This window comes from Veillonella agrestimuris (genome assembly GCF_943193065.1).
Taxonomy (GTDB): Bacteria; Bacillota; Negativicutes; order Veillonellales; family Veillonellaceae; genus Veillonella; species Veillonella agrestimuris.
This window is the reverse complement of record NZ_CALPCS010000015.1, coordinates 1-23,735: the sequence shown is the minus strand read 5'-3', so window position 1 is coordinate 23,735 and position 23,735 is coordinate 1. Positions and strand designations below refer to the sequence as shown.

Below are 23,735 nucleotides of genomic sequence, written 5' to 3'. Positions count from 1 at the left end.
GTGATATGATTTTGATATGAGTAGTTATTCATATAAAAAGCCTAGAGAAAAGGATAAAGGGGTGCTATATGAGTATTAATAAGCAAGAATTCGATATTATAGGTATGCACTGTGCAGCCTGTGTCAAACGAGTAGAAAACGTAGTGGCTAAGGTGGACGGTGTAGAGTCCGTTAAAGTTAATTTATTGACGCGTAAGGCGCGCGTCGATTATGCACCTGGTGCCAATGTAGAAAGTGAGCGCATTATAGAAGCGGTTACAAATATTGGTTTTGGTGCTACTGAGTCTGATGACAGTAAGAAGGAAATTGAGAAGGTTAATCTGAGACCTCACATCATTCGTCTCGTCGTAGCCGCAGCGATGGCTATTCCTATGATGGTTAATATGGGTCTACATCATATGGGATTTAAGGCCCTTCCAGTTTGGATGGAATTCGTGTTAGCCACTATCGCTCAATTTGGACCAGGCCTTATGTTCTATAAGAGTGCTTGGAGTGCTGTAAAAAGTGGTGCCCTCACTATGGATGTGCTCATTGTATTAGGTACTACTGTAGCTTATGGTTATAGTATTTATAATTGGTTGTTTGTTCCTGAATTAGGGGCCGCTGGCATCTATTTTGAAACATCTGCATGGCTAATTACGTTTATTTTATTAGGTAAATACCTTGAAGAAGTGGCAAAAGGGCGGACTTCGGAGGCGTTGCAGAAATTGATGGCTTTGCAACCAGCCGTAGCTCATGTGCTTAGGAATGGACAATTTGTAGATATTCCTACTTCTGAAGTTGTCATCGGCGATGTGCTCCAAGTGCGGGCCGGTGAAAAAATCCCTGTTGATGGGATAATTACAGAAGGCTATTCTACCGTAGATGAGGCTATGCTCACCGGTGAAAGCATGCCTGTAGAAAAATCGGAAGGTTCCGAAGTGATTGGGGCAACTATCAACTTGAGTGGGGCTTTCACAATGGAAGCGAAACGAATCGGTTCCGATACGATGTTATCGCAAATTATCAAAGTCGTAGAAGAAGCGCAAACGTCGAAAGCCTCTATTCAACGGGTAGCTGATGTAGTGGCATCGTATTTCGTGCCTACTGTGATTGCTCTTGCTGTGTTGACTGCTCTCGTGTGGTATTTTGTTATGGATGCAGGTATCAATACAGCACTCATTAATGCGACGGCAGTACTCGTTATTGCTTGTCCTTGTGCATTAGGTTTGGCGACGCCAACATCTATTATGGTAGGCTCTGGTTTAGGTGCAGAACATGGTATCCTCATTAAAAGTGCAGAATACCTAGAGAAAGCAGGTAAATTAGATGCTATCGTTATGGATAAAACAGGAACGTTGACGCAAGGTGTTCTCAATGTGCGAGCTTTCACAAATTATAGGGGTGATGAAAGAGAGAATATGTCTCTCATGATGGCCCTTGAAAGTGGTACATCCCATCCTATTGCAAAAGCGATGGTGTACTATGGCGAAGATCAGGGATATAAAGGAGAAGAAGCATCTATTGACTCCTTTGTCGATGTGCCTGGTAAAGGCTTGGAGGCGATGTACCATGGTCAATCTATTCAATTGGGTCACAGCCGTTGGATGCGAGAATTAGGTTATGATATTGGGCCTATGGAATCGGATATTACAGGATTTGAAGAACAAGGTGCGTCTGTATCCTTGCTCGCTGTAGATGGTACGATTCGGGCATTATGGGCCGTAGAAGACGAATTGCGTCCTGAAACGACAGAAGTAGTGAAGGAATTACAGCAACAAGGTATCGATGTGTGGATGATCACTGGCGATAATGCGCGCACAGCCCATTATATTGCTAAACAAGTAGGAATTTCTCATATCATTGCCGAAGTATTACCACAAGATAAAGCAAGCAAGGTAAAAGCATTGCAAGCAAAAGGCCTCACTGTAGGTATGGTAGGGGACGGTATTAATGATGCGCCAGCCCTCGTTACAGCAGATGTTGGGTTTGGTATTGGCAGTGGCACCGATATTGCTGTAGAATCCGCAGACATCGTATTGGTGCGCAATGATTTGCACACCTTAGTGAAAGCTGTACGCTTAAGTAAAAAGACGATGACTAATATTAAACAAAACTTATTCTGGGCGTTGATTTTTAACTGCATCGGCATTCCACTAGCGGCATTGGGCGAGCTTAATCCTATGATTGCTGGTGCGGCTATGGCATTTAGTTCAGTTACCGTTGTAAGTAATGCATTACGCTTAAAACGAGCTAAGCTATAATGATATGCCCCGTTTGGCATATAGTCGAGTCTCACCAAAGGATAAATCTTTTATCATAATTTGAGCCTCTAGTTAATTTTCCTATAAATGGCTAGAACCGGTTAGCATAAAATAGATTGAAGTAAGAAAGGCGTTAAGAGATGAAATTAAGTACGCGTGATATAGTGTATATTGGATTTATTGCTGCCTTGTGTGCGGTGGCAACGACGATTCGTATCGAAATTCCTGGCGGTGCTATGGTTCATTTAGGATCGGCCGCATTATTTACGACGTCTATTTTATTTGGCGGTCTTTATGGTGGATTAGGGGCGGCTATTGGATCTACTTTATTCGATTTATTCGGAGGGCATACGCAGTATATTGTTTTTTCTTTCTTTATAAAGGGATTAGCAGGTCTTATTGTAGGGACTATGACGGCTGGTTATTTACCGCCGTCACTTCAAAAAGGTACGGTTAGTATCAGTCGTATTCTTATCGCTCTTATAGTAGGTGCTATATGGACGGCTATGGGCTATTTTTTTGCTTGGTGGTTTGTTCTTGAAAGCGCTACTGTGGCTGCTAGCAAAATACAATATAGTTTGATGACAAGTGCAGCAGGTATGGTAGTGGCTATTATATTGGCACCGAAGTTACAAAAGGTAGTACGGAAATTATTTACAAACCATTGACATAAAAAGGCCGTAGAAGCTAATTTAGTTTAGCATCTACGGCCTTTGTGTTGTATATATTAGAAGTTACAGAGATCGTTTAGATTTTCTGCCATGGTAGGATGTGTAAAAATTTGGCTTTGGAAATACGTATATGGGATTGTATTGTCCATGGCTAGTTTAATGAGGTTAATTAACTCTTCAGATGATTGTGAGTATAATGTTGCACCGAGGATTAAATCGGTTCAGCGTCGACTACGATTTTAAAAGCACCTTTTAAATTATCGTTTACATGTGCTCTAGGCATTGTAGAAACGAGCATTTCGTTTGTTTTTACAGTATATCCTTTATTGATGGCCTCTTTTTCTGTAAACCCTACCCGAGAGAGTGGAGGGTTTAAAAATGTTGTATAAGGAATATTTTTTCTATCTTTTAATGTATAGTGGCGGTTACCTGTTAATGTGTCAAAGACGATGCGAAAATCATCTAGAGATATATAGGTAAATTGCGGACCACCATTTACATCACCAACAGCGTAAACGCCAGGGACGGAACTTTCACATACATCGTTTACAACAATTGCACCGCGGTCATTAGTGATAATATCTGTGTGTTCTAGACCTATATGTTCCGTATTAGGTTTACGGCCAGTGGCATATAAGACGGCATCAAAGGTGTAGTTTTGATTATCAGCGACAATAACTGGTTTATTATTTTTGTTGGATACAGAGTCTAAGGTTACAGAATTAAGAATCGTAATGCCTTGTTCTGTTAAATAGGTAGTAGCTAATTCTTGGATAATTGGTTCCTCCCGTTTTAGAATGGCGGGTTCAATATTAAAAACCGTTACTTTGGTTCCCATTTTTGCAAATAAGCTGGCAAATTCTAAACCAATAGGACCAGCACCGATGATACCTAATGTAGCTGGCTGAGTTGGCAAGTGTTGTATTTCTGTACTATTATAGAAACCACTAGCTGTATCAATGCCTGAAATAGTAGGCTTAATAGATACGGCTCCAGTATTGATAATAATCGTTTCTGCAGATAATACAATTATATCATCCCCAGCAGTTACGGTAATTTCTTTATTGCTTGTAAAAGCGCCATATCCAGTATAAACATCTACATGAGGATTGGTATCCAACATTGCAAAGTTTTTATTGCGTAAACGAGAGGTAACTACTTCTCGTTGATTTAATACTTGTTCGTAAGATAAGCCTTTTGATGCGGCTATGATCATAGTTTTAGTAGGAATGCAAGCAATATTAATACATGTGCCTCCATACATAAGTGGATTCTCTTCAATCATAGCTACAGATTTGCCTATAGCACCCAATTTAGCGGCTAGTGTTTTTCCTGCTTTACCAAAGCCAAGAATGATAATGTCATATTGCTTAGTAATCATTACATACCTCCTATCTTTCATATTGAAAACATTAGATGTCTATATTATAACATGTGTGTATAAATATAAGCGTCTTAAATTATAACTATTAAATTATCAAACTGAAAATTAATATTTTGTTTAGCTTGTCAAGAAAATTTCCTTGACAGATACTTTCTGGTGTTTTATTATATGTAAAGTAATATAGCTTGACAGTGATGGAGGTGCCCTAGTGGAGGAACGAGTTCTTATTAGTTTGCTCTTGGATTTTTATGGGCCATTATTGACAGATAAGCAGAGATTATCGTTACAATTACATCACGAAGATGATATGTCACTCGGTGAAATTGCTGATGAATTAGGGGTCTCACGACAGGCGGTATATGATAATCTGCAGCGCGCACGTCATCTATTACATGATTATGAATCGAAATTACAGCTTGTTGCCCAATATGAGGCGCGGGAGCATATATTAGATGAGCTGAAGAAGGTATTGCCTCAAGAGGTGCTTTCACAGCCGAGAGTACAAGAGTTATTGACGCAAATGGAGGGATAATATGGCATTCGATAGTTTATCAGAAAAGCTGCAAGACGCCTTTAAATCCTTAAAAGGGAAGGGCAAAATTACAGAAGATGATGTCAATCTTGCGTTGCGTCAAGTTCGAACGGCATTATTAGAAGCAGACGTTAATTTCATGGTAGCCAAGGATTTTGTGAAATCCATTAAGGAGAAAGCACTTGGTGAAGAAGTGTTTGGTTCTTTAAATCCAGCACAAACAGTTATTAAAATTGTTAACGATGAATTGACGGCCCTCCTTGGGGGAACTCAAAGTCGTATTATGATTGCTTCTAAACCGCCTACTATTATTATGTTAGTTGGTTTACAAGGTGCTGGTAAGACGACGACGGCTGGTAAATTAGCGGTATATTTACGGAAGCAAGGGAAACATCCTATGATGATTGCTGCCGATGTATATCGCCCAGCAGCGATTAAGCAATTACAAGTGGTAGGCAAGCAAATTGATATCCCTGTATTTGCTGACGAAACGCCAGGCGCTAATCCTGTCGATATTGCTCGTCGCGGCGTAGAACAAAGTACGCATATGTTAAAAGATGTAGTCATTATCGATACGGCAGGCCGCTTGGCTATCGATGAGCCACTTATGGAAGAGTTATCGAATATTAAGTCTGCTGTTAAACCTCATGAGATTCTCCTTGTTGTAGATTCCATGATTGGTCAAGATGCGGTGACGACAGCTCAAACATTTAATGAAAAATTAGGTGTTGACGGTGTTATTCTTACTAAATTAGATGGCGATGCTCGTGGTGGTGCGGCTTTATCTATTAAAGCCGTAACAGGTCTCCCAATTAAATTTACTGGGGTGAGCGAGAAAATGGATGGTTTCGATGTGTTTTATCCAGATCGCATGGCCTCTCGTATTCTTGATTTAGGGGATTTTAAAACGCTCATTGAAAGCGTGCAAGGTGCTATTGACGAAGAAGAAGCGCGTGAAATGGCACAGAAAATGGCAAAAAATAATTTCACTTTAGATGATTTTTTAAAACAAATGAATCAAGTGAGAAAATTAGGACCATTACAAAATATTATTGGTATGTTGCCAGGTATGGGGCAGGTGAAGGATCAATTAAAAGATCTGGATCTCAACAGTAAAGAGGTGCGCCGTATTGAAGCTATTATACAATCTATGACGGCAGCGGAACGACAAGACCCTAGTATATTGAACGGTTCTCGTCGTAAGCGTATTGCGATTGGATCTGGTACACAGGTACAAGATGTAAATCGCTTGATTAAACAATTTGAAGAAGCGCGTAAAATGATGAAACGCTTACAAGGGTTACGAGGCGGTAAAGGCGGTTTCCCTAAGATGCCAAAATTACCGTTTATGTAATACATGGGCAGGGGCGCTGAACCTGTCCACCATATCAGTATAAGGAGGTGAATTTGATATGTTAAAAATTCGTTTAACTCGTTTAGGTGCTAAAAAAGCTCCTTTCTACCGTATCGTAGTTGCTGATGCACGTGCTCCACGTGAAGGTCGTCCTGTTGATACTATTGGTCAATATGATGCTACTAAACAACCAGCTATCGTTAACGTAGACGAAGAGAAAGCTTTGGCTTGGTTAGCTAAAGGTGCTCAGCCTACTGACACTGTTCGCTCCTTGTTCAAAAAACAAGGCGTTATGCAAAAATTTGCAGACGCTAAAAAGTAATTAATAGAGAGGCAACTGTGATGATAGAATTAATTTCATTAATTGCGAAATCATTAGTAAAGCAGCCTGATGCCGTTTCTGTTACTATGGTCCAAAAGGGTGGCGTTGAGGTTTATGAACTTCGCGTAGCCCCAGAGGATATGGGTAAAGTCATTGGAAAACAAGGGCGAATTGCTAAATCAATTCGTTCTGTGGTGAAAGCGGCGGCTATTAAAGAGAACAAAAAGATATCAGTCGATATTGTGTAAAGGGAGTATTTCAAATGGAAGAAATGACATTACGTGTCCCTGTTGCAGTTAAAGCAAAAGTAACAGAAGACTTGAAAGCTAAAATTGTAACTGATCTTGAAACTCGCCTTGAAATGGTGAATCGAGATTTAGAAACAATTGAGTTTCAAGCACAACGAATTTTAGCAGATGCTGCTAAAGTGGATGCTACTAGCCTTACTGCTATTCGTCAACAAATCGACGAAGAAAAAAATAAACGATTGGCTTTCAAAGAAGAAGTAACAGCTAAATTGAAAGAAGCTCAAGATTTAGTCTTAGGAACTGAAATTCCTCAAGGCACATTGGAGCAAACGATTACCGTTAAAATGGGAGATGATTTAGATGCTCTTATGGGCGCTGAAATTCTTTTAGAAGACGGTAAAATTGTTGCGTTTCGTCAATAATGAAACATAACGATTTAATCACCATAGGTGTTATTGTTGCCCCGCACGGCGTGCGGGGTGATCTTCGTATTATGCCACAAACCGATTTTCCAGAACGGTTTATGCATATGGATGCCTGTTACATTGATGGTACAGAATACCACATTGCATCTACTCGATTCCATAAACAATTTATATTAGCTACTTTCAAAGAAATTCCTGATCGAAACGCTGCTGAATTGATGAGTAAAAAAGAAATTCAAGTACGCCGTGAAGATTTAGTAGAATTACCAGAGGGGCGCTATTATATTTTTGATATGATTGGTCTCGAAGTACAAGATACGAAGGGCCATGTGTTAGGTACATTAACAGATGTGCTGCAGCCTGGCGCTAATGACGTATATGTAGTTTCCCGTGATGGGGAAGCTGATCAATTGTTCGCTGCCATTGAAGATGTAGTAATTGATATCGACATGGATAAGCGAGTGATGATAGTAGATCCGCCTGAATGGGTATAACCATCTAGGCGGCTTTGCTATATGTAAAGCAAAATGCAGGTCTCTGTGCATATAGGAGAGCGCTGTTGTCCTATGTGCATTGAGATGAATGTCTATAAATAAACACGAATACTTCCCTATCGCTTGCTATAAGGAGAGTTTATGCGTATTGATATTATTTCATTATTTCCAGAGTTTTTTGATGCCTTTTTTTCTCATTCCATCATTAAACGCGCTATTGAGGCAGAACGACTGTCTATGGCCGTGACAAATCCTCGCGATTTTAGTCATAATAAGCATGGTCAAGTAGACGATACCCCTTACGGTGGTGGTGCAGGGATGCTTATGATGGCGCCTCCTATTTTCGAAGCCGTTGAAAGTGTTACTACTGATGAATATGTAAAGCGACGCATTGTCTTTATGGGGCCGACAGGGACTCCGTTTACACAAGAAAAAGCGAGAGAATTAGCCACCTATGATCAATTAGTACTCGTTTGTGGACACTACGAAGGTGTCGATTATCGAGTGGAAGAATATTTAGTAGATGAAACGATTTCTATTGGTGACTATGTGTTGACAGGTGGAGAATTGCCAGCTATGGTCGTTGCCGATGCGGTGGCTCGCATGATCCCTGGCGTATTAGGGGCTGCTAGTGGGGCTATAGAAGATTCTTTTTATAAACCGTTGCTAGAATGTCCTCAATATACAAAGCCGCCTGAATTTAGAGGGTGGACTGTACCAGAGGTTTTGCGCAGCGGTCATCATAAAAATATTGATGCTTGGCGTTTTAAAGAGTCTTTAAAGCGGACGTATCTATTACGGCCTGATTTATTAGAGCGGCCTTTAACAAAAGAAGAACAACATGTATTACAAGATATTATTGAAGAGGAACCTATCAATGATTAAGGAGTTATTATGAAAGCATTAGTAGTAGGCGCTACTGGCGCAGTAGGGGCGCAAGTAGTAAAACAATTAGTAGCACGGGAAGATATTCGTGAAGTCCATGTGTTCGTGAGACGACCTAAAACATATCTATCGCCAAAAGTAGTGGTTCATGTTGTAGATTTTGATGAGCCTCGTGAATGGGGACATTTACTGGAAGGGGACTTGTTGATTTCCGCTATGGGTACAAGCCTCGGACAAGCAGGTTCTAAAGAAAAACAATGGACAGTAGACTATACATATCAATATGAAGCCGCTCGTATGGCAGCCCAACAGGGTGTAAAAAAATACGGTCTCGTATCTTCTGTAGGGGCTAACAGTAGTTCCCCTTTCTTCTATTTATCTATGAAAGGTCAATTGGATGAAGCAGTATGTGCATTGCCATTTGAGTCTGTAGTTATTATCAAACCAGCTACTTTAATTCGAGATGAACCACGATTAGTGGAAAAAGCAAGCCATACCATTCTAGGTGCGATCAATAAATTAGGAGTACTAAAATCTCAAGAGCCAGTATCCACCGAAATGGTGGCGCGAGTTTTAGTGAATGCTACAGTAGAACAACAATACGGCATTTCTGTTATTGAGAATATCACCATTCACAAACGAAGCGAGTATTTTTAAAATTAGCGTAATGTTTGTGATGTATATAAAGTTAGTTATAGTTAAGTTAGTATTGTTTCATGGGGGTTATCATGCAGTTTGAATGTTATGATGTTTTGGAAATTCAGGGAAAACGATATGTTATTACTGAAAAGATAACATATTGGGAATCCAATGAAGGCATCTCCTCTTCGGAATCAAATCCTTATAGGAGAAACAAAAAAAGTGAATATTGGCATGAGTATGGTATGATATCTCTTGAAACTAAAGAACGATGGTGGCTTACTATCACGGATGATACAGAGCAAGCTACATTATCGCAAAGTTCGGAGTTACTAGATCCTCCTGCGGGGTATCATTTATGTGAGCAAGGATTACAAGAAGTTACATCAGTCAATGGGAAAAGTGATGCTGCGCGTGGTGATAAAGCCGATTATCGTGCTTATGAGTTTGTCGGTTATGAAAAAACGTTGGTGTTTTTCCGAGAAGATTGGCATGGTGGCAACTATATGTATGCGGAAGGCGAGCGAATCCCCTTATCTCAAATCCGACGTTGTAAAGATACAGCAGCTTTAAAAGTAGGTAAAAAAGAACGTAATAAATATAGGTTAGAAGTTGGTGCATATTCGTTTGTTATAGTAGCATTCATAGTAGTGTGTTTAGGGGCATGGCTTACTGATGGTAAAATTTTATCTTGGAGAGGTTTTAGGGAGGTAATACATTTTCCCTATACTATGGAAGAACATATAGGTGAAGTTTCCTTTTATAAAAAAGGAGAAGTTAAAGGTTCTACAAAAGTATTTAGCACAGAACGTGATCCGGTTAGTGTTGCTTTAGATTTAATTGACGCTATAGATGGTAAGATTGATCGAGAAATAGAAAATATAACATTTGGTAAAGAGCAAATTGTATTATGGACTCGTTATGAAATATGCATGATTTATCAACAAGAAGGGACTACTTATGTAGAATTTTCTAAGCCATCTGAGGTAAACCGTGAAATGCTTTCTAAGATAGAAGCGGTCTCTGTTACTAGCGATTGGTTACAACGTTATGCAAAAATAGTTAGAACAAATAATAAGAATGGCCGTAATGAGCTTTTTAATATAAATCTGAATAGATAATAATTGAACGAAATGGAAGGATAATAGCGATATGATTTATATGGAAGATATGATATTAACAATTTTTTATGCTTGTTTTGGTATTCTATTAATGATTACTGCGAATACGGTTATCGATTTATTTGTTCCTGGTAAATTTAGTGCCGAAATTAAACGCGGCAATCAAGCTGTAGCATGGCTTTCGGCAGGAACATTTATTGGCATTGGTGAGATTCTCCGTGCTGTAATTATGTCCCCCAGTATTGCTACTGTTGCACCATCTTTGTTTCAAGGTATTGTATCTAGCTTGGTATATTCCATATTAGGGATTGTTTTATTTGTTACAGGGTATATGTTTGTTAATTTATGGCACCGTAAATATAATTTATCGGAAGAAATTATGAATGGTAATACTGCTGCTGGTATTTTGGTATTTGGTATATTTGTAGGATTAGCTCTTGTTGTTAGTGGTGCTGTTCACTAGTAATAATAGAAAATACTAAAAATACCATTTTTATAGCCTTTGTTATTATAAGGAGTATTTTTATGTATAAACCTAGTAAAAAAACAATATACATAGCATCGGCGTTCCTCGCTGTGGCAGGGATTTATACATATTGGGAAGATGTCTCTTTTAACTATAATGAGCTTATAAACCCCGAAGAAAATAGAGGTGAAGCTAGATTAATCGATAGTAATGGAATACGATACACTCTTTTGAATCATGGTAATGGTAAAGAATCTGCTTTGTATGATGATGACAAATCTGTCACATTTCATCGGGATAGCGAGGGAAATCTAGTTTGGGATGCTGGATTAGCTAGCTTAATACCAAATATTGCTGCAGGATATTATATGTTTCATGGTTATTCTGTGCCAAATGCAAGAATGGATGGTAATGCCATGACCTATCGGTTGATGTCACCATTGAAATCTTATGAGGCACAAAAGCAATCTTCTAATGGTTCAAACTTGCGTGCAGTTTATTTAGGGAGTTTATTGGGGAGGCAGTTTGCTACTGACGGATATAACCGTGAGATTAGTCAACGTGCATATAAGATTGGTGAACAGAAAGGTTTTGGCAGCTCTGGTGCAAGAAGTGGTGGCTCCTAATAGATTTATCAATATATTTGTGTTTGTATAAAGAGAATTAATAGCTATGAAATCTTTTATCGACAATATCGACAAAAGCATATTCTCTTATGTAGATTATGAAGGATTTGTTGATCGGTATCCAGCGTTGTCTATCCAGTCTTTTCCTGCGGAGTTTTACGATGAAATACGTCATGCATCGCGCATGTTATTTCAAATTTTCTGTAAAGCTGCCAAGGTGTTTCAAAATGCGCCGCATGATTTTGTGCGTCACATGGACATGCCGGAGAATATAATTCCTTATATTCGGAGGTCCAATGCCTTAGGATTGCCTACGTGGTTGTCTCGGTTTGATTTTGTTCTTAATCAAGAAGGACAGCTTAAAATGGTGGAAATCAATGCGGACACACCATGTTTTCTTATTGAAAGCTACTATGCTAATAGTGTGGCAGCGGATTTTTTTTCATAAAGCACATCCTAATGAAGGGGCTCGCGAAGAATTACGTATCTTTTTACAGTTTTTGCAACAATCTATTTATAAGAATCCCCATAGATTGGCTCATCCAGAGGGGCCATTTGTCTTCTCTTGCTTTCATGATTATGAAGAGGATTATGGGACTACTCAATTTCTTATGAATGAAATGAAGTCAGCCTGTCCTACATTAGATGTACGATTTTTGTCATTTTATGATATGATCATTGATGATGAAGGCATTTTATTGCCTGATGGTTCTCATGCAGGGGCATTGTATCGTTTGCACCCATTGGAGATTCTCATTGATGAAACTACTAACGATGGGGAGCCATTAGGGGAGATGTTTCTCGATTTATATATGGAGAGGAAATTTGCATTGTTCAATCCGCCAGAGGCTATTGTATTACAGAATAAATCTTTCATGTCTTTGGTATCTGCTCTCTATTTAACAGAACAGTTCTTTACGGGCTCTGAACGAGATATTATTGCACAATATTTGACACCTTCTTATTTTGAAAGCGATTTTGACGCATTGCCAAATGGTCAGTATATTCAAAAGGAAATTTGGGGCCGTGAAGGTCGTAACGTGCAGGTCGTTGAAAAGAACTGTACAGGAACACACGTGTCGATAAAAAAACTAGTTCATAATTATGATGATATTATTGCCCGTGAAAGCCATAAAGTGATGTATCAAGACTTTATCGAACAGAAGAAATTTATACATACTGTTGATAGTGGTACCAAGGAAGGGTATCTTACGATGTCTTGTTTTATGCTAGGTGATAAGACCTCCGCTGTAGGCTGTCGGTTCTCGCCAGAGAAAATTGCTGGTACAGAGGCTTATTTTGTACCGCTAGTCATTGACTAGCTTATATCCCAGTGATATGAATTGTATGGCTACATATATAGCAATATAGATTTTTAGCTAATTTTATCTAGTTAATAGATTTTCTATGTATGGTTTTATTTGATAAGGAAAGAACATTGGCAAATTTATATATCGGTTTAGTTCATTATCCGATTATGAACAAACATAATGAAGTTATTACAACAGCTATTACCAATTACGATATTCATGATATTGCACGGGCTGCGGTAACATATGATGTGTCGAAATATTTTGTGATTCATAATGTACCAGCACAACGAGAGCTAGCAGCGACAATTATGGACCATTGGAAAACTGGTTTTGGCAGTACCTATAATCCCGATCGAAAAGATGCTTTCACAGGTGTGGAATTGGTCAATTCTATTGCCGTTGCGGTGAAGACTATTGAAGAGATAGAAGGGGTAAAACCGATTATTGCGACCACAGATGCACGGACCTATGATAATACCATAACCTATGCTGCTATGCGGAATCATCTTGAAAAGGAAAGTACCTCTGTGTTAGTATTATTTGGTACTGGCTATGGTATGACGAAAGAAACGATGGAAAGCTTTGACTATATTTTGGAACCTATTTATGGTCATGGTGAATATAATCATTTATCTGTGCGCAGCGCTGTGTCGATTATCCTCGATCGATTGCGAGGCGAAGCGTGGTGGAATAAATAGGAGGGTTTTATGGCAGGACATTCTAAATGGGCCAATATTAAACATAAAAAAGGTAAAACTGATGCATTAAAAGCTAAAATGGCGACGAAAATCGGTCGTGAAATTACGGTAGCAGCTCGTATGGGTGGCGCTGATCCGACTGGTAATATGCGTCTTAAATTGGCATTGCAAAAAGCGCGGGAAAACAATATTCCAAAAGATAATATCCAACGTGCTATCGATAAAGGCATTGGCGCTACTGATATGAATGCTTATGAAGAAATCATTTACGAAGGTTACGGCCCAGCTGGCGTAGCTGTTACTGTAGAAGTGATGACAGACAACCGCAACCGTGCTGCTGCGGATGTGCGTCATGCTTTCTCTAAACATGGCGGTAATCTTGGTGAAAGCGGCTGCGTAGGTTGGATGTTTAAATCTAAAGGTGTATTCGTTATCACAAAAGATGGAAATGATGAAGACGAAGTGACTATGCTTGCTCTCGAAGCTGGTGCAGAAGATTTAAAAGCAGAAGACGAAGTGTTCGAAATTTATACGACACCAGAAGATTTTGATGCCGTTGAAGCTGCATTAGCAGAGGCGAATATTGAAACAGAAGTGGCTAAAATTACGATGGTACCAGATACAACGATTGAATTATCTGGAGATGATGCTGTTAAGATGCAAAAAATGTTAGATTTATTGGATGATCTTGACGACGTGCAAAATGTATACCACAATGGCTTACTTCCTGATGAAGAATAGAGAAATATAGAGAAATAGCGTATTCATTTAACCTAATGAGGTTGTATGAATGCGCTTTTTCTGTCTTGTTATATGCGTATTTAGTATATAGAACAATTGTTTTGTGCTATAATAATGAGATAGATTTTTATAATTTAGAAAGCGTTGAGCCTGTTGTTCATAGATAAGGAGGATGGCGTGCGTATTATTGGAATTGACCCAGGTACAGCTATATGTGGGTACGGTATTATCGACGTCGAAGGTAGCCGACTGAAGCCCGTTACGTATGGTGCTATTACGACGCCAAAGGAATTAACAGACTCGCAGCGTTTAGAAATATTATTTAACGATCTTAGTGATTTGTTAGAAGAGTATAGTCCTGATAAATTTGGTGTAGAGGAGTTATTTTTTAATCGTAACGTGACGACTGCTATTAAAGTAGGACAGGCAAGAGGCGTTATTTTATTAGCTGCTGAACAGCGGCGGATTCCTTTATACGAATATACACCGTTGCAAATTAAACAAGCCGTTACGGGGTATGGTAAAGCTGATAAACAGCAAATGATTTATATGACTATGAATATATTAGGTATTCGTGAGAAAATTAAACTCGATGATACAGCTGATGCATTAGCTGTGGCGATTTGCACTGCTCATAGCTCTCATCGAGATCGATTAATGGAGAAGATACGACTATGATTGGATATGTTAGGGGCATTGTGACGCATTTGTTTAAAGATGCTTGTTATATTGATGTACATGGTGTAGGTTATCGTGTACATGTGCCACTTACAACAAGACAACAATTGATAGAAGGTAAAGAGTTCACTTTATTTACGTACTTAAATGTTCGTGAAGATGCTATGCAACTTTATGGTTTCTCTACAGAAGATGAATATGATTTATTTATTTTGCTCATATCTGTATCTGGTATTGGTCCAAAAGTAGCATTAGGTATTTTATCGGGTATGACGCCGGAGGCTTTCAAACTAGCTGTCATTAATGGACAAGTAGGGCAGCTCACAAAATTGCCTGGTATCGGTAAGAAATCGGCAGAGCGTCTTGTATTAGAGCTGAAAGATAAACTTGCTAAAATGACTACTATCAGTATTGATACAACGACTGCTATTCAACCGATTATGACAGTATCTACAGGCCCTGCAGAAGAAACTATAGAAGCATTAGTGGCTTTAGGCTACGCACAAAAAGATGTAGAATCTCTCGTAGAATCCTTGAATGATGGTAGTAGGGATGTATCGGAATTAATAAAAGCTACGTTAGTTGAACTTGGGAAAGGTCGTTAATCATGAACGAAGAAGTACGTTTAGTGGGTGGCGGTGACCGAGAAGAAGATATGTGGCAATATAGCTTGCGGCCCAAATATTTTAATGAATATATTGGGCAACAGGAAGCGAAAGAGAATTTACGCATCTATATTCAAGCCGCAAAACAGCGTGGAGAAGCGTTGGATCACGTCCTTTTATATGGTCCGCCAGGGCTAGGTAAGACTACATTGGCTGGTATTATTGCTAATGAAATGGGCGTTAATTTTCGTATCACCTCTGGACCAGCCATTGAAAAAGCTGGTGATTTAGCAGCTATTTTAACGAATTTAGATGCTAATGATGTGTTATTTATTGATGAAATTCATCGTTTGTCGCGTAGTGTAGAAGAAGTGTTATATTCGGCTATGGAGGACTATGCCTTAGATATTATTATTGGCAAAGGTCCAAGTGCTCGATCTGTGCGTATTGATTTACCTAAGTTCACCTTAGTTGGCGCTACGACGAGGGCTGGTGCTTTGGCGGCCCCATTGCGGGACCGATTTGGAATTGTTAGTCGCTTAGAATATTATAAACAAGAAGAACTTGAGTTTATTGTTACGAGAGCTTCTGAAATTTTAAATATTGGTATTGAACCTTCTGGGGCGGCAGAAATTGCTCGCCGCTCTCGAGGAACGCCACGTATTGCTAACCGTTTGTTGAAGAGGGTGCGAGACTTTGCCCAAGTTATGGGAGACGGTGTGATTACAGCAGAAATCGCTGATGAAGCATTACAGCGCTTACATGTGGACCATAAAGGGTTAGATCGTATTGATCGGCGTGTGTTGAAATGTATTATCGAAAATTACGATGGCGGCCCTGTAGGTATCGAAACGATTGCTGCTGCCATTAGTGAAGAACGAGATACAATTGAAGATGTGTATGAACCATATTTGATGCAATTAGGATTTTTAGGGCGTACTCCGCGAGGTCGTATTGCTACTAAATTAGCTTATGAACACTTAGGAATTGCCCAACAAGGAAAGTAAGATGAAACGAAAACAATTACCAGTCATGATTCTTGCTGCATTAGTAGTGAGCTTACATAGCGTAGGAACTGTCGATGCTGCAATGACTCCATCGAAGTCTAAAGTTTCTAGTGCGTCAAAAATAACGGCAGTTAAAGCAAAGGCAAAAGTAACGCCATCAGCAAAAGTTACCACTAGTGGACAAAAAGCGAAGGGAACGCCATCTGCGTCAAAATCAAAGGTAACACCTTCTGCATCGAAAGCTAAGGCGACAACATCTATACCGAAAGCAAAGGTTACTCCTTCTGTGTCAAAGGCAAAGGTAACGCCTTCTGCATCGAAAGCAACTGTAAATACAGGAAAGAAAGCAACTACGACTACAGCTACCGCTAAGTCAAAGGCTTCTTCTACAGCAAAATCTAATACAACAGGAAAAGCGAATACAGAAACAAAGACTAATACTACAACAAAAGAATATGCTTCGCAAATGGAGCGTGTCGAACATTCTCCAGAGATTCGTGTATTATTAGGAAGTCGTACGAAAGAGGCTTCCGTATTTAGTGATTCTGGTGTCAATGTATTAAATGGATCACACCATAAAGTGACGTCTCATAAAATGGCGAAAGTAAGTCTTAAAGGCAATAAAATCGCTGTTAATGGGAAAGCCATCGATTCGGTAGTTACTTTGCAACCAACTCGAGGTGATATGTTTACTTTCGAAGATAAAAACTATCGAGGAACTCTTTCATTGTGGGCTAATAATGGCTCCATGATGGTTATTAATTCTGTTCCATTAGAATCTTATCTATACGGAGTTGTGCCACAAGAGGTGGTTCCAACGTGGCCAGAAGCGGCATTGGAAGCACAAGCCGTAGCGGCGCGCACTTATGCACTACATACGATGGAGGCTAATAAACATAAACCTTATGACGTAAGCCCTACGACAGCTCATCAAGTTTATGGTGGTGTGGATGGCGAAACATATCGTACTACCGAAGCGGTGGATCGCACGAAAGGGATGGTCATGCTATATAATAATCGCCCTATTAATGCCTTATTCCACTCTGATGGTGGTGGCTACACAGAAAATAGTGTCAATGTATGGGGTAATGAAGTACCGTACTTAAAAGGTGTAAAAGACTTTGTAAATAGTGAATCAAGCGTGTCTAATTGGACGGTAACGACAAATCGCCAATCCTTAGAGTCGAAGCTTAACGCGGCAGGCAAAGGGGTTGGGAAATTGAAAAGCATTCAATTAACGCCACTTAGTAAGCAAGGTAAAGAAACAGCTGACCGCGGTATATCAGGTCGTATTAAAGAGGCTACTTTTGTTGGTTCTTCCGGCAAGGTAACCCTTAGCGGTGATGATTTGCGGAATATGCTAGGTTTAAAATCTACATTATTTGATTTTTACATTAACCATAATCCGGTTAAAAAGACGAGCAAGGCGTATCATACTTTCACAGGAAAGAATGACTCCGTTTATATTAAAGGTCATGGCTGGGGGCATGGTCTGGGTATGTCTCAATGGGGCGCTGCTGAAATGGCAAGACGCGCTGATCCAGGAGATACCGATTATTATCAAACGATTTTAAAATATTATTACAGTGGTATTACATTGAAAAAAATGTACTAAGGATTATGATGAAAGTTACAGATTTTGATTATTATCTGCCAGAGGAGCTGATTGCTCAACATCCAGTGGAACCGAGAGATACTTCGAGGCTCCTTACGTTGGATAAAATAACTGGTGACATTCAACATAAAGCCCATTTCTATGAACTATTAGAGGAATTAGAAGAAGGGGATGTTCTCGTATTTAATAATACAAAGGTTATCCCTGCTCGTCTCTATGGACATCGAGAAGGTTCTGGTGGCAAAGTAGAAGTACTATTGCTCACGCCTTGTGGGGAACATCGATGGGAATGTTTGGTTAAGCCTGGCAAAAAATGTCCTGTAGGGCAAGTAATTGTTTTCGACGATCGTTTGAAAGCAACGGTAGTGGATAAAACAGAGTTTGGCGGACGTATCATTGAATTCACAGTAGATGGTATTTTTGACGATATTATTCAGGATATTGGTGAAATGCCTTTACCTCCTTATATTCATGAGAAATTAGAAGATCAAGAGCGCTATCAAACCGTATATGCAAAGGAAAAGGGATCGGCTGCTGCGCCTACAGCGGGGTTACACTTCACACCAGAATTATTAGAGAAAATACGAGCCAAAGGAGTAGAGTTAGAATTTATTACTCTTCATGTAGGGCTTGGCACATTCAGACCTGTATCGGTAGAATCTATTGAAGATCATCATATGCATAGTGAGTTTTATAGTGTTACGCAAGAAACGGCGGATCGCATTAATGCAGCAAAAGCTAATGGGCGACGTATCATCGCTGTAGGTACTACATCTGTGCGTACATTAGAGTCTGCTACTAATGATGAAGGGATATTGCAAGGTATAAGTGGTTGGACTCAGATCTTTATTTATCCTGGTTATACCTTTAAATTAGTAGATGCATTAGTGACGAATTTCCACTTACCACAATCTACATTGTTGATGTTAATTAGCGCCTTAGCTAGTCGAGAGCATTGTTTAGCAGCTTATGAAGAAGCAGTTAAAGAAAAGTATCGATTCTTTAGTTTTGGCGATGCTATGTTTATACGTTAGGAGATAGTATGGCGAGTATTACTTATGAATTACAAAAGACCTGCCCTCATACAGGGGCCCGTGCAGGACTTTTACATACGCCGCATGGTACCTTTGAGACTCCTATGTTTATGCCCGTAGGTACGCAGGCGACAGTAAAAACTATGACTCCGGAAGAGTTAAAAGCGATTGGTTCACAAGTGATTTTGAGCAATACTTATCATTTGTTTTTACGTCCTGGTGCGGAGCTTATAGAAGAAGCGGGAGGCTTACATAAATTTATGAATTGGGACCAAGCTATCTTGACTGATAGCGGTGGTTTCCAAGTCTTTAGTTTAGGGGATATGCGGAAAATCACTGAAGAAGGGGTTACCTTTAGATCTCATATTGATGGAGCAAAGAAATTTCTTTCGCCTGAAGTGGCTACAAAGGTACAGGAGCAATTAGGTGCTGATATTGCTATGGCTTTTGACGAGTGTATTCCTTATCCGGCAGATTATGATTATGCGAAGCGCTCTACGGCTCGTACGACGCGTTGGGCAGAACGTTGCCAAGAAGCACGTACCGCTTTTGATCGCCAAGGCATGTTTGGTATTGTACAAGGTGGCATGTATAAAGACTTGCGAGAAAAAAGCGCTAAAGAATTAGTGGCTATGGATTTTGAAGGTTATAGTATTGGCGGTTTATCTGTTGGTGAACCTATAGATTTAATGAATGAAATCCTAGAATATACGACGCCGTTCTTGCCCACTAATAAAGCTCGTTACTTAATGGGGGTCGGTACGGCTGACTGTTTAGTAGAAGGGGTGGCACGTGGCGTTGATATGTTTGACTGCGTATTCCCAACGCGGGTAGCTCGTAATGGCATGGCAATGACTTGGCAAGGTCGTCTCAATATTAGGAATGCACAATTTGCTCATGATTGGGGCCCATTAGAAGAAGGGTGCCAATGTTATACATGTAAAAATTATTCCCGCGCTTATATTCGTCATTTGTATAAAGCAGAAGAAATTTTAGCATTGCGGTTAGTAACGTATCATAATTTATATTTCTTGTTAGAATTTATGCGTCAAATGAGAAAGTCTATTTTAGAGGATCGGTTCCCGCAATTTAGAATGCAATTTTGGGATAGTTTCAAAAAATAATAAATAAAGCTAGTCAAATATACATAGAGTGGCTATACTTATAAATGACCATACATTTTAAATAGGAGGAATATCCATGGGTGATATTGAACAAATTTTACAGACAAGCTGGCCAATTTTATTAATGATCGTTATCTTTTATTTCTTACTGTGGAGACCACAAAAGAAACAACAAAAAGAGCGTGCTAATTTGTTGAGTAGCTTGAAAAAAGGCCAAAAAATTGTTACTATTGGCGGTATTTATGGCGAAATTCTTGAGTTAGATGAAGAAAAAGTAAAAGTACAAGTGGCAGAAAAAGTAGAAATGACTTTCTCTCGTTCTGCTATTGCTAGCGTCCTTTCTAAAAAAAATAAGGACGCTAACTAATGATATCAAAGGAAGCAGTGCGCCAGGCATGCAAGTCGCGGCGTACTGCTTTGTCTGTTGATGATTGTGCAGTATGGACAGAACAGCTAACATATCATATTACGTCTTTAGCATCTTATAGACAGGCACAGCGTATTATGGCCTATTTAGCAATGCCTAAGGAGGCTAATCTAGATAAGCTCATAGAACATGCTCTCAAGGATGGGAAGGATGTATATGTACCTGTTTGTATCGATAGAACTACAATGATAGCAGTTAGATTGCACAGCCTTGAGGCGGTAGAGAGTGGCCTTTTGGGGATTAGGGTTCCTAAGGAACCATATGAAGTGCTAGATGCTAAAGATCTTGATTTAATATTAGTACCCGGCCTTGGTTTTGACTATTTGGGCGGCCGTATGGGCATGGGGAATGGATATTATGATCGATTTTTAGCGGAACTTTCGCCAACGTCTTATATAGGTGTTGCGTGGTCGATGCAAGTCCTCGACATGCCCATACCTATGGATGAACACGATTCCCGCATGGTGATGGTGGTAACAGAACAAGGCGTTATCCATATGTAGTGAATAGAAGGGAGTTAGAATTTTGAACGGCAAGGCTATAGTAAAGTTTTTCGCAGCCATTGCATTAATTATCGGATGTTTCGTATATAGTATTGTTCCTTTAGCAAGTTCTTTGAAACAAGGTCTTGATTTACAAGGTGGTACTCATATCGTCTTAGAAGCAGAAGATACTGCTAATGGCGTAGCCGATAATGATGCGGTAGAACGAGCAAAACAAATTTTAGAACGTCGTATTAATGAAATGGGTTTATCTGAACCTTTAGTGCAAAGGGAAGGGGCTCGTCGTATTATCATAGAATTACCAGGTGTTAAAGATCCTGATGAAGCTATGGAACGAATCGGTAAAACAGCGGTGCTAGAGTTTAAAAATGAACAAGGCGAAACTGTTATGACCGGCGATGATTTGAAAGATGCGAAAGAGGAGCTCGGTCCTAATAAACAACCTCTTGTAGCTATCGAATTGAGTGATGAAGGGGCTCGTAGATTTGCTGATTTAACGGCGAAGAATATTGGCCGTCGTATTGCCATTACATTGGATGGTAAAGAATTGACAAATCCTGTAGTGCAGCAAGCCATCACTGGTGGTCGAGCTACGATTTCCGGTAGTGCTACATTACAAGAAGCAAAAGATTTAGCTATCTTATTGCGTTCTGGTGCATTGCCAGTAAAAATTAATGTTTTAGAAATTCGTACAGTAGGTCCGTCTTTGGGGCAAGACTCGAAAGATAAATCAGTAGTCGCTTTTGGTGTCGGCATTGGCCTTATCATGGTATTCTTACTCGTACTATATAGATTATCTGGTTTCGTTGCTAACGTAGCATTGCTTGTGTACGTTATGTTATTGCTCCTTGTATTGGGCAAAGGCTTTGATGCAACCTTAACATTACCAGGTATTGCGGGTATTATTCTCTCTATGGGGGTAGCGGTAGATGCGAATATCCTTATTTTTGAACGATTTAAAGAGGAAGTGTTCACTGGTAAATCCATGCGCGTTGCTATAGAAGCAGGTTTTAATCGTGCTTTATCTACTATTACTGATGCGAATGTGTCCGTTATGATCACGGCAGGTATCTTAGTACTTCTTGGATCTGGTCCAGTGAAAGGCTTTGCTATCAACTTAGGTCTTGGCGTTCTTGTAAGTATGTTTACAGCTATTCTTGTAAGCCGTTTTTTATTGCGCCTATTAATTGATTGTAATTTCACGAACCATCCATTTTGGTTCGGTGCTAATGTATCTCCTTTTAAAAGTGCCGAGGAATTTGCGCCAGCACCAAAAGTATTGAAAGGAGGTAAAAGCAAATGATTTTCGACGTAATTAAACATCATCGTTGGTGGTTTGTTATTTCCTCCATCCTCGTTATCCTTAGTTTTGTATCTATTTTTACTAAAGGCTTTAACTTCGGTATCGACTATACGGGTGGTACTATTGTGGAAATTCAATTTAACAAGCCTGTAGAAGTTGGCCAAGTGCGGGATGTATTAAAAGAATTTAACCTTGAAAATGCACAAATCCAATTATCTGGTGAAAGTGCAACGACATCAGGGGAAAATGTGATGATTCGAACTCGTAATTTGGAAACTGCTGAAAGTGCTGCAGTAGTGGAAAAATTAACTTCTAATATTGGGCAAAATACAGTTAAACGAATTGAAACAGTAGGGGCCGTTATTGGCTCCGAAGTGACACAACATGCGTTATTAAACCTAGTTGTAGCCTTTGTCGTATTGGCGTTATATATTACATATCGATTTGAGTATAAAATTGCCATTTCTGCTTTGACTGCTATTATTCATGACTTGATAATTGTGTTAGGTATATTTTCTTATTTTCAATTGGAAATTGACGCCTCCTTCTTGGCTGCTATTTTGACAGTTGTTGGTTATTCGATGAATGAATCGGTGGTTATCTTTGACCGTGTTCGTGAAAATATCCATACTCATAAGAGAACCGATACATTTGCAGACTTAGCGAATGATTCTATTGCTCAAAGTATTCATCGTAGTTTCTATACATTAGCAACTGTTATGTTTGCTTGCGTATCTCTCTATGTATTTGGGGGAGATACGACTAAAAACTTTGCTTTGTGTATGATCATCGGTTTTTCGTGTGGCGCTTATTCTTCTATTTGCGTTGCTACATCCCTTTGGGTATTGTGGAAAAACCGTAATAAAAATGATGTGCGCAATCAAAGCGTAACTGAATAAATCGATAGTTGCTTTAGTGAAAGCCCTCCTTCTGTTTTGAAAGAGGGCTTTTTCATTTACCGTGCTTTCTTTTGAAAGATAAGATGAAAAGATGGTGAAAATTAAAAGAAAGATAAAAAATCTGTTGACGTAGACTTTCTTTACAGATATAATTGAAAAAGTTCTTCTCAAAAGAAATAATTCTCTTTTAAGGGAGCTTCATTTCAAAAAGAAATTTTGGAAAAACTTTTCTAAAAGTCCTTGACGAAATGAATTGAACTTGATATTATAATCAAGTCGCTAGTACACAGATATGACTAGTAACAGATCTTTGAAAACTGAACAATGATAGGTAATCAATCAAATGATTGAACATATGCCAGAGTGCGGGTTTTGACA

General features: G+C 39.3%; 25 protein-coding genes and 3 pseudogenes. 27 read left to right on the top strand and 1 reads right to left on the bottom strand.

The features are described 5' to 3' along the window. Positions 1–68: 68 nt before the first annotated feature. Together NFR29_RS07560 and NFR29_RS07555 are read left to right on the top strand one after the other, a co-directional pair. On the top strand, positions 69–2,243 hold the full coding sequence (locus NFR29_RS07560; protein WP_251425171.1) for a heavy metal translocating P-type ATPase: 2,175 nt from the start codon (positions 69–71) through the stop codon (positions 2,241–2,243). A 140-nt stretch (positions 2,244–2,383) separates the two neighbouring features. Continuing rightward, positions 2,384–2,911 (top strand): ECF transporter S component, encoded by a 528-nt coding sequence (locus tag NFR29_RS07555; RefSeq protein WP_251425167.1) that lies wholly within the window; start codon positions 2,384–2,386, stop codon positions 2,909–2,911. Between the two features lie 59 nt (positions 2,912–2,970). Here the strand turns inward: NFR29_RS07555 and NFR29_RS07545 are convergent. Next, positions 2,971–4,295, bottom strand: a pseudogene (locus tag NFR29_RS07545) (FAD-containing oxidoreductase). A gap of 211 nt (positions 4,296–4,506) precedes the next feature. Between NFR29_RS07545 and ylxM the strand changes: the two are divergent. From ylxM to secF, 25 genes and pseudogenes are all read left to right on the top strand, one after another. Further along, positions 4,507–4,830, top strand: coding sequence for a YlxM family DNA-binding protein (gene ylxM, locus NFR29_RS07540; RefSeq protein ID WP_251425161.1), 324 nt, complete (start codon positions 4,507–4,509; stop codon positions 4,828–4,830). Between the two features lies 1 nt (position 4,831). Then, positions 4,832–6,184 (top strand): signal recognition particle protein, encoded by a 1,353-nt coding sequence (gene ffh / locus NFR29_RS07535; RefSeq protein WP_251425158.1) that lies wholly within the window; start codon positions 4,832–4,834, stop codon positions 6,182–6,184. A 58-nt stretch (positions 6,185–6,242) separates the two neighbouring features. Continuing rightward, complete coding sequence (gene rpsP / locus NFR29_RS07530) at positions 6,243–6,506, top strand: 30S ribosomal protein S16 (protein WP_004695565.1); 264 nt, start codon at positions 6,243–6,245, stop codon at positions 6,504–6,506. Positions 6,507–6,526: 20 nt separating this feature from the next. Beyond that, positions 6,527–6,754 (top strand): KH domain-containing protein, encoded by a 228-nt coding sequence (locus tag NFR29_RS07525; RefSeq protein WP_251425233.1) that lies wholly within the window; start codon positions 6,527–6,529, stop codon positions 6,752–6,754. A 14-nt stretch (positions 6,755–6,768) separates the two neighbouring features. Next, complete coding sequence (locus NFR29_RS07520; RefSeq protein WP_251425155.1) at positions 6,769–7,176, top strand: YlqD family protein; 408 nt, start codon at positions 6,769–6,771, stop codon at positions 7,174–7,176. Then, positions 7,176–7,673 (top strand): ribosome maturation factor RimM, encoded by a 498-nt coding sequence (gene rimM, locus NFR29_RS07515; protein ID WP_251425153.1) that lies wholly within the window; start codon positions 7,176–7,178, stop codon positions 7,671–7,673. Before NFR29_RS07520 ends, rimM begins: the two co-directional genes overlap by 1 nt. 141 nt (positions 7,674–7,814) lie before the next feature. Then, positions 7,815–8,558 (top strand): tRNA (guanosine(37)-N1)-methyltransferase TrmD, encoded by a 744-nt coding sequence (trmD, locus tag NFR29_RS07510; protein WP_251425150.1) that lies wholly within the window; start codon positions 7,815–7,817, stop codon positions 8,556–8,558. 9 nt (positions 8,559–8,567) lie between these two features. Continuing rightward, a complete protein-coding gene (locus tag NFR29_RS07505; protein ID WP_251425147.1) occupies positions 8,568–9,215 on the top strand; it encodes an NAD(P)H-binding protein in 648 nt (215 codons plus the stop codon). 71 nt (positions 9,216–9,286) lie between these two features. Continuing rightward, positions 9,287–10,318 carry a hypothetical protein gene (locus NFR29_RS07500; protein ID WP_251425144.1) on the top strand — a complete coding sequence of 344 codons (1,032 nt, stop codon included), beginning with the start codon at positions 9,287–9,289 and terminating at the stop codon, positions 10,316–10,318. Between the two features lie 31 nt (positions 10,319–10,349). Continuing rightward, the gene (locus tag NFR29_RS07495) at positions 10,350–10,781 is read left to right on the top strand and encodes a DUF350 domain-containing protein (protein WP_338146909.1); all 432 of its coding nucleotides are present in this window, start codon (positions 10,350–10,352) and stop codon (positions 10,779–10,781) included. Positions 10,782–10,843: 62 nt separating this feature from the next. Next, positions 10,844–11,410 (top strand): hypothetical protein, encoded by a 567-nt coding sequence (locus NFR29_RS07490; RefSeq protein WP_251425138.1) that lies wholly within the window; start codon positions 10,844–10,846, stop codon positions 11,408–11,410. A gap of 46 nt (positions 11,411–11,456) precedes the next feature. Continuing rightward, positions 11,457–11,847: pseudogene (locus tag NFR29_RS07485) on the top strand (glutathionylspermidine synthase family protein); the annotation flags it as partial. Between the two features lie 105 nt (positions 11,848–11,952). Continuing rightward, positions 11,953–12,732 (top strand): annotated as a pseudogene (locus NFR29_RS07480) (glutathionylspermidine synthase family protein); the annotation flags it as partial. A 116-nt stretch (positions 12,733–12,848) separates the two neighbouring features. Beyond that, positions 12,849–13,421, top strand: a complete 573-nt coding sequence (locus tag NFR29_RS07475) for an RNA methyltransferase (protein WP_251425130.1) — start codon at positions 12,849–12,851, stop codon at positions 13,419–13,421. 9 nt (positions 13,422–13,430) lie between these two features. Then, entirely contained in the window at positions 13,431–14,162 is a 732-nt protein-coding gene (locus tag NFR29_RS07470; protein WP_251425126.1) for a YebC/PmpR family DNA-binding transcriptional regulator, read from the top strand. 177 nt (positions 14,163–14,339) lie between these two features. Then, positions 14,340–14,840 carry a crossover junction endodeoxyribonuclease RuvC gene (gene ruvC / locus NFR29_RS07465; protein WP_251425123.1) on the top strand — a complete coding sequence of 167 codons (501 nt, stop codon included), beginning with the start codon at positions 14,340–14,342 and terminating at the stop codon, positions 14,838–14,840. Further along, a complete protein-coding gene (gene ruvA / locus NFR29_RS07460; protein ID WP_251425119.1) occupies positions 14,837–15,445 on the top strand; it encodes a Holliday junction branch migration protein RuvA in 609 nt (202 codons plus the stop codon). The genes ruvC and ruvA overlap by 4 nt, the downstream gene beginning before the upstream one ends. A gap of 2 nt (positions 15,446–15,447) precedes the next feature. After that, on the top strand, positions 15,448–16,452 hold the full coding sequence (ruvB, locus tag NFR29_RS07455; protein ID WP_277612511.1) for a Holliday junction branch migration DNA helicase RuvB: 1,005 nt from the start codon (positions 15,448–15,450) through the stop codon (positions 16,450–16,452). 1 nt (position 16,453) lies between these two features. Next, complete coding sequence (locus NFR29_RS07450; protein ID WP_251425116.1) at positions 16,454–18,067, top strand: SpoIID/LytB domain-containing protein; 1,614 nt, start codon at positions 16,454–16,456, stop codon at positions 18,065–18,067. Between the two features lie 8 nt (positions 18,068–18,075). Further along, a complete protein-coding gene (gene queA, locus NFR29_RS07445; protein WP_251425227.1) occupies positions 18,076–19,101 on the top strand; it encodes a tRNA preQ1(34) S-adenosylmethionine ribosyltransferase-isomerase QueA in 1,026 nt (341 codons plus the stop codon). Between the two features lie 8 nt (positions 19,102–19,109). Beyond that, positions 19,110–20,225 (top strand): tRNA guanosine(34) transglycosylase Tgt, encoded by a 1,116-nt coding sequence (tgt, locus tag NFR29_RS07440; protein ID WP_251425113.1) that lies wholly within the window; start codon positions 19,110–19,112, stop codon positions 20,223–20,225. A gap of 76 nt (positions 20,226–20,301) precedes the next feature. Further along, positions 20,302–20,592: a preprotein translocase subunit YajC gene (gene yajC, locus NFR29_RS07435; RefSeq protein ID WP_251425110.1), complete on the top strand. Its 291-nt coding sequence runs from the start codon at positions 20,302–20,304 to the stop codon at positions 20,590–20,592. Next, positions 20,592–21,155, top strand: coding sequence for a 5-formyltetrahydrofolate cyclo-ligase (locus NFR29_RS07430; RefSeq protein WP_251425108.1), 564 nt, complete (start codon positions 20,592–20,594; stop codon positions 21,153–21,155). Before yajC ends, NFR29_RS07430 begins: the two co-directional genes overlap by 1 nt. Before the next feature lie 22 nt (positions 21,156–21,177). Then, a complete protein-coding gene (secD, locus tag NFR29_RS07425) occupies positions 21,178–22,458 on the top strand; it encodes a protein translocase subunit SecD (RefSeq protein WP_251425105.1) in 1,281 nt (426 codons plus the stop codon). Next, positions 22,455–23,357, top strand: coding sequence for a protein translocase subunit SecF (gene secF, locus NFR29_RS07420; protein ID WP_251425102.1), 903 nt, complete (start codon positions 22,455–22,457; stop codon positions 23,355–23,357). The genes secD and secF overlap by 4 nt, the downstream gene beginning before the upstream one ends. Positions 23,358–23,735 lie beyond the last annotated feature (378 nt).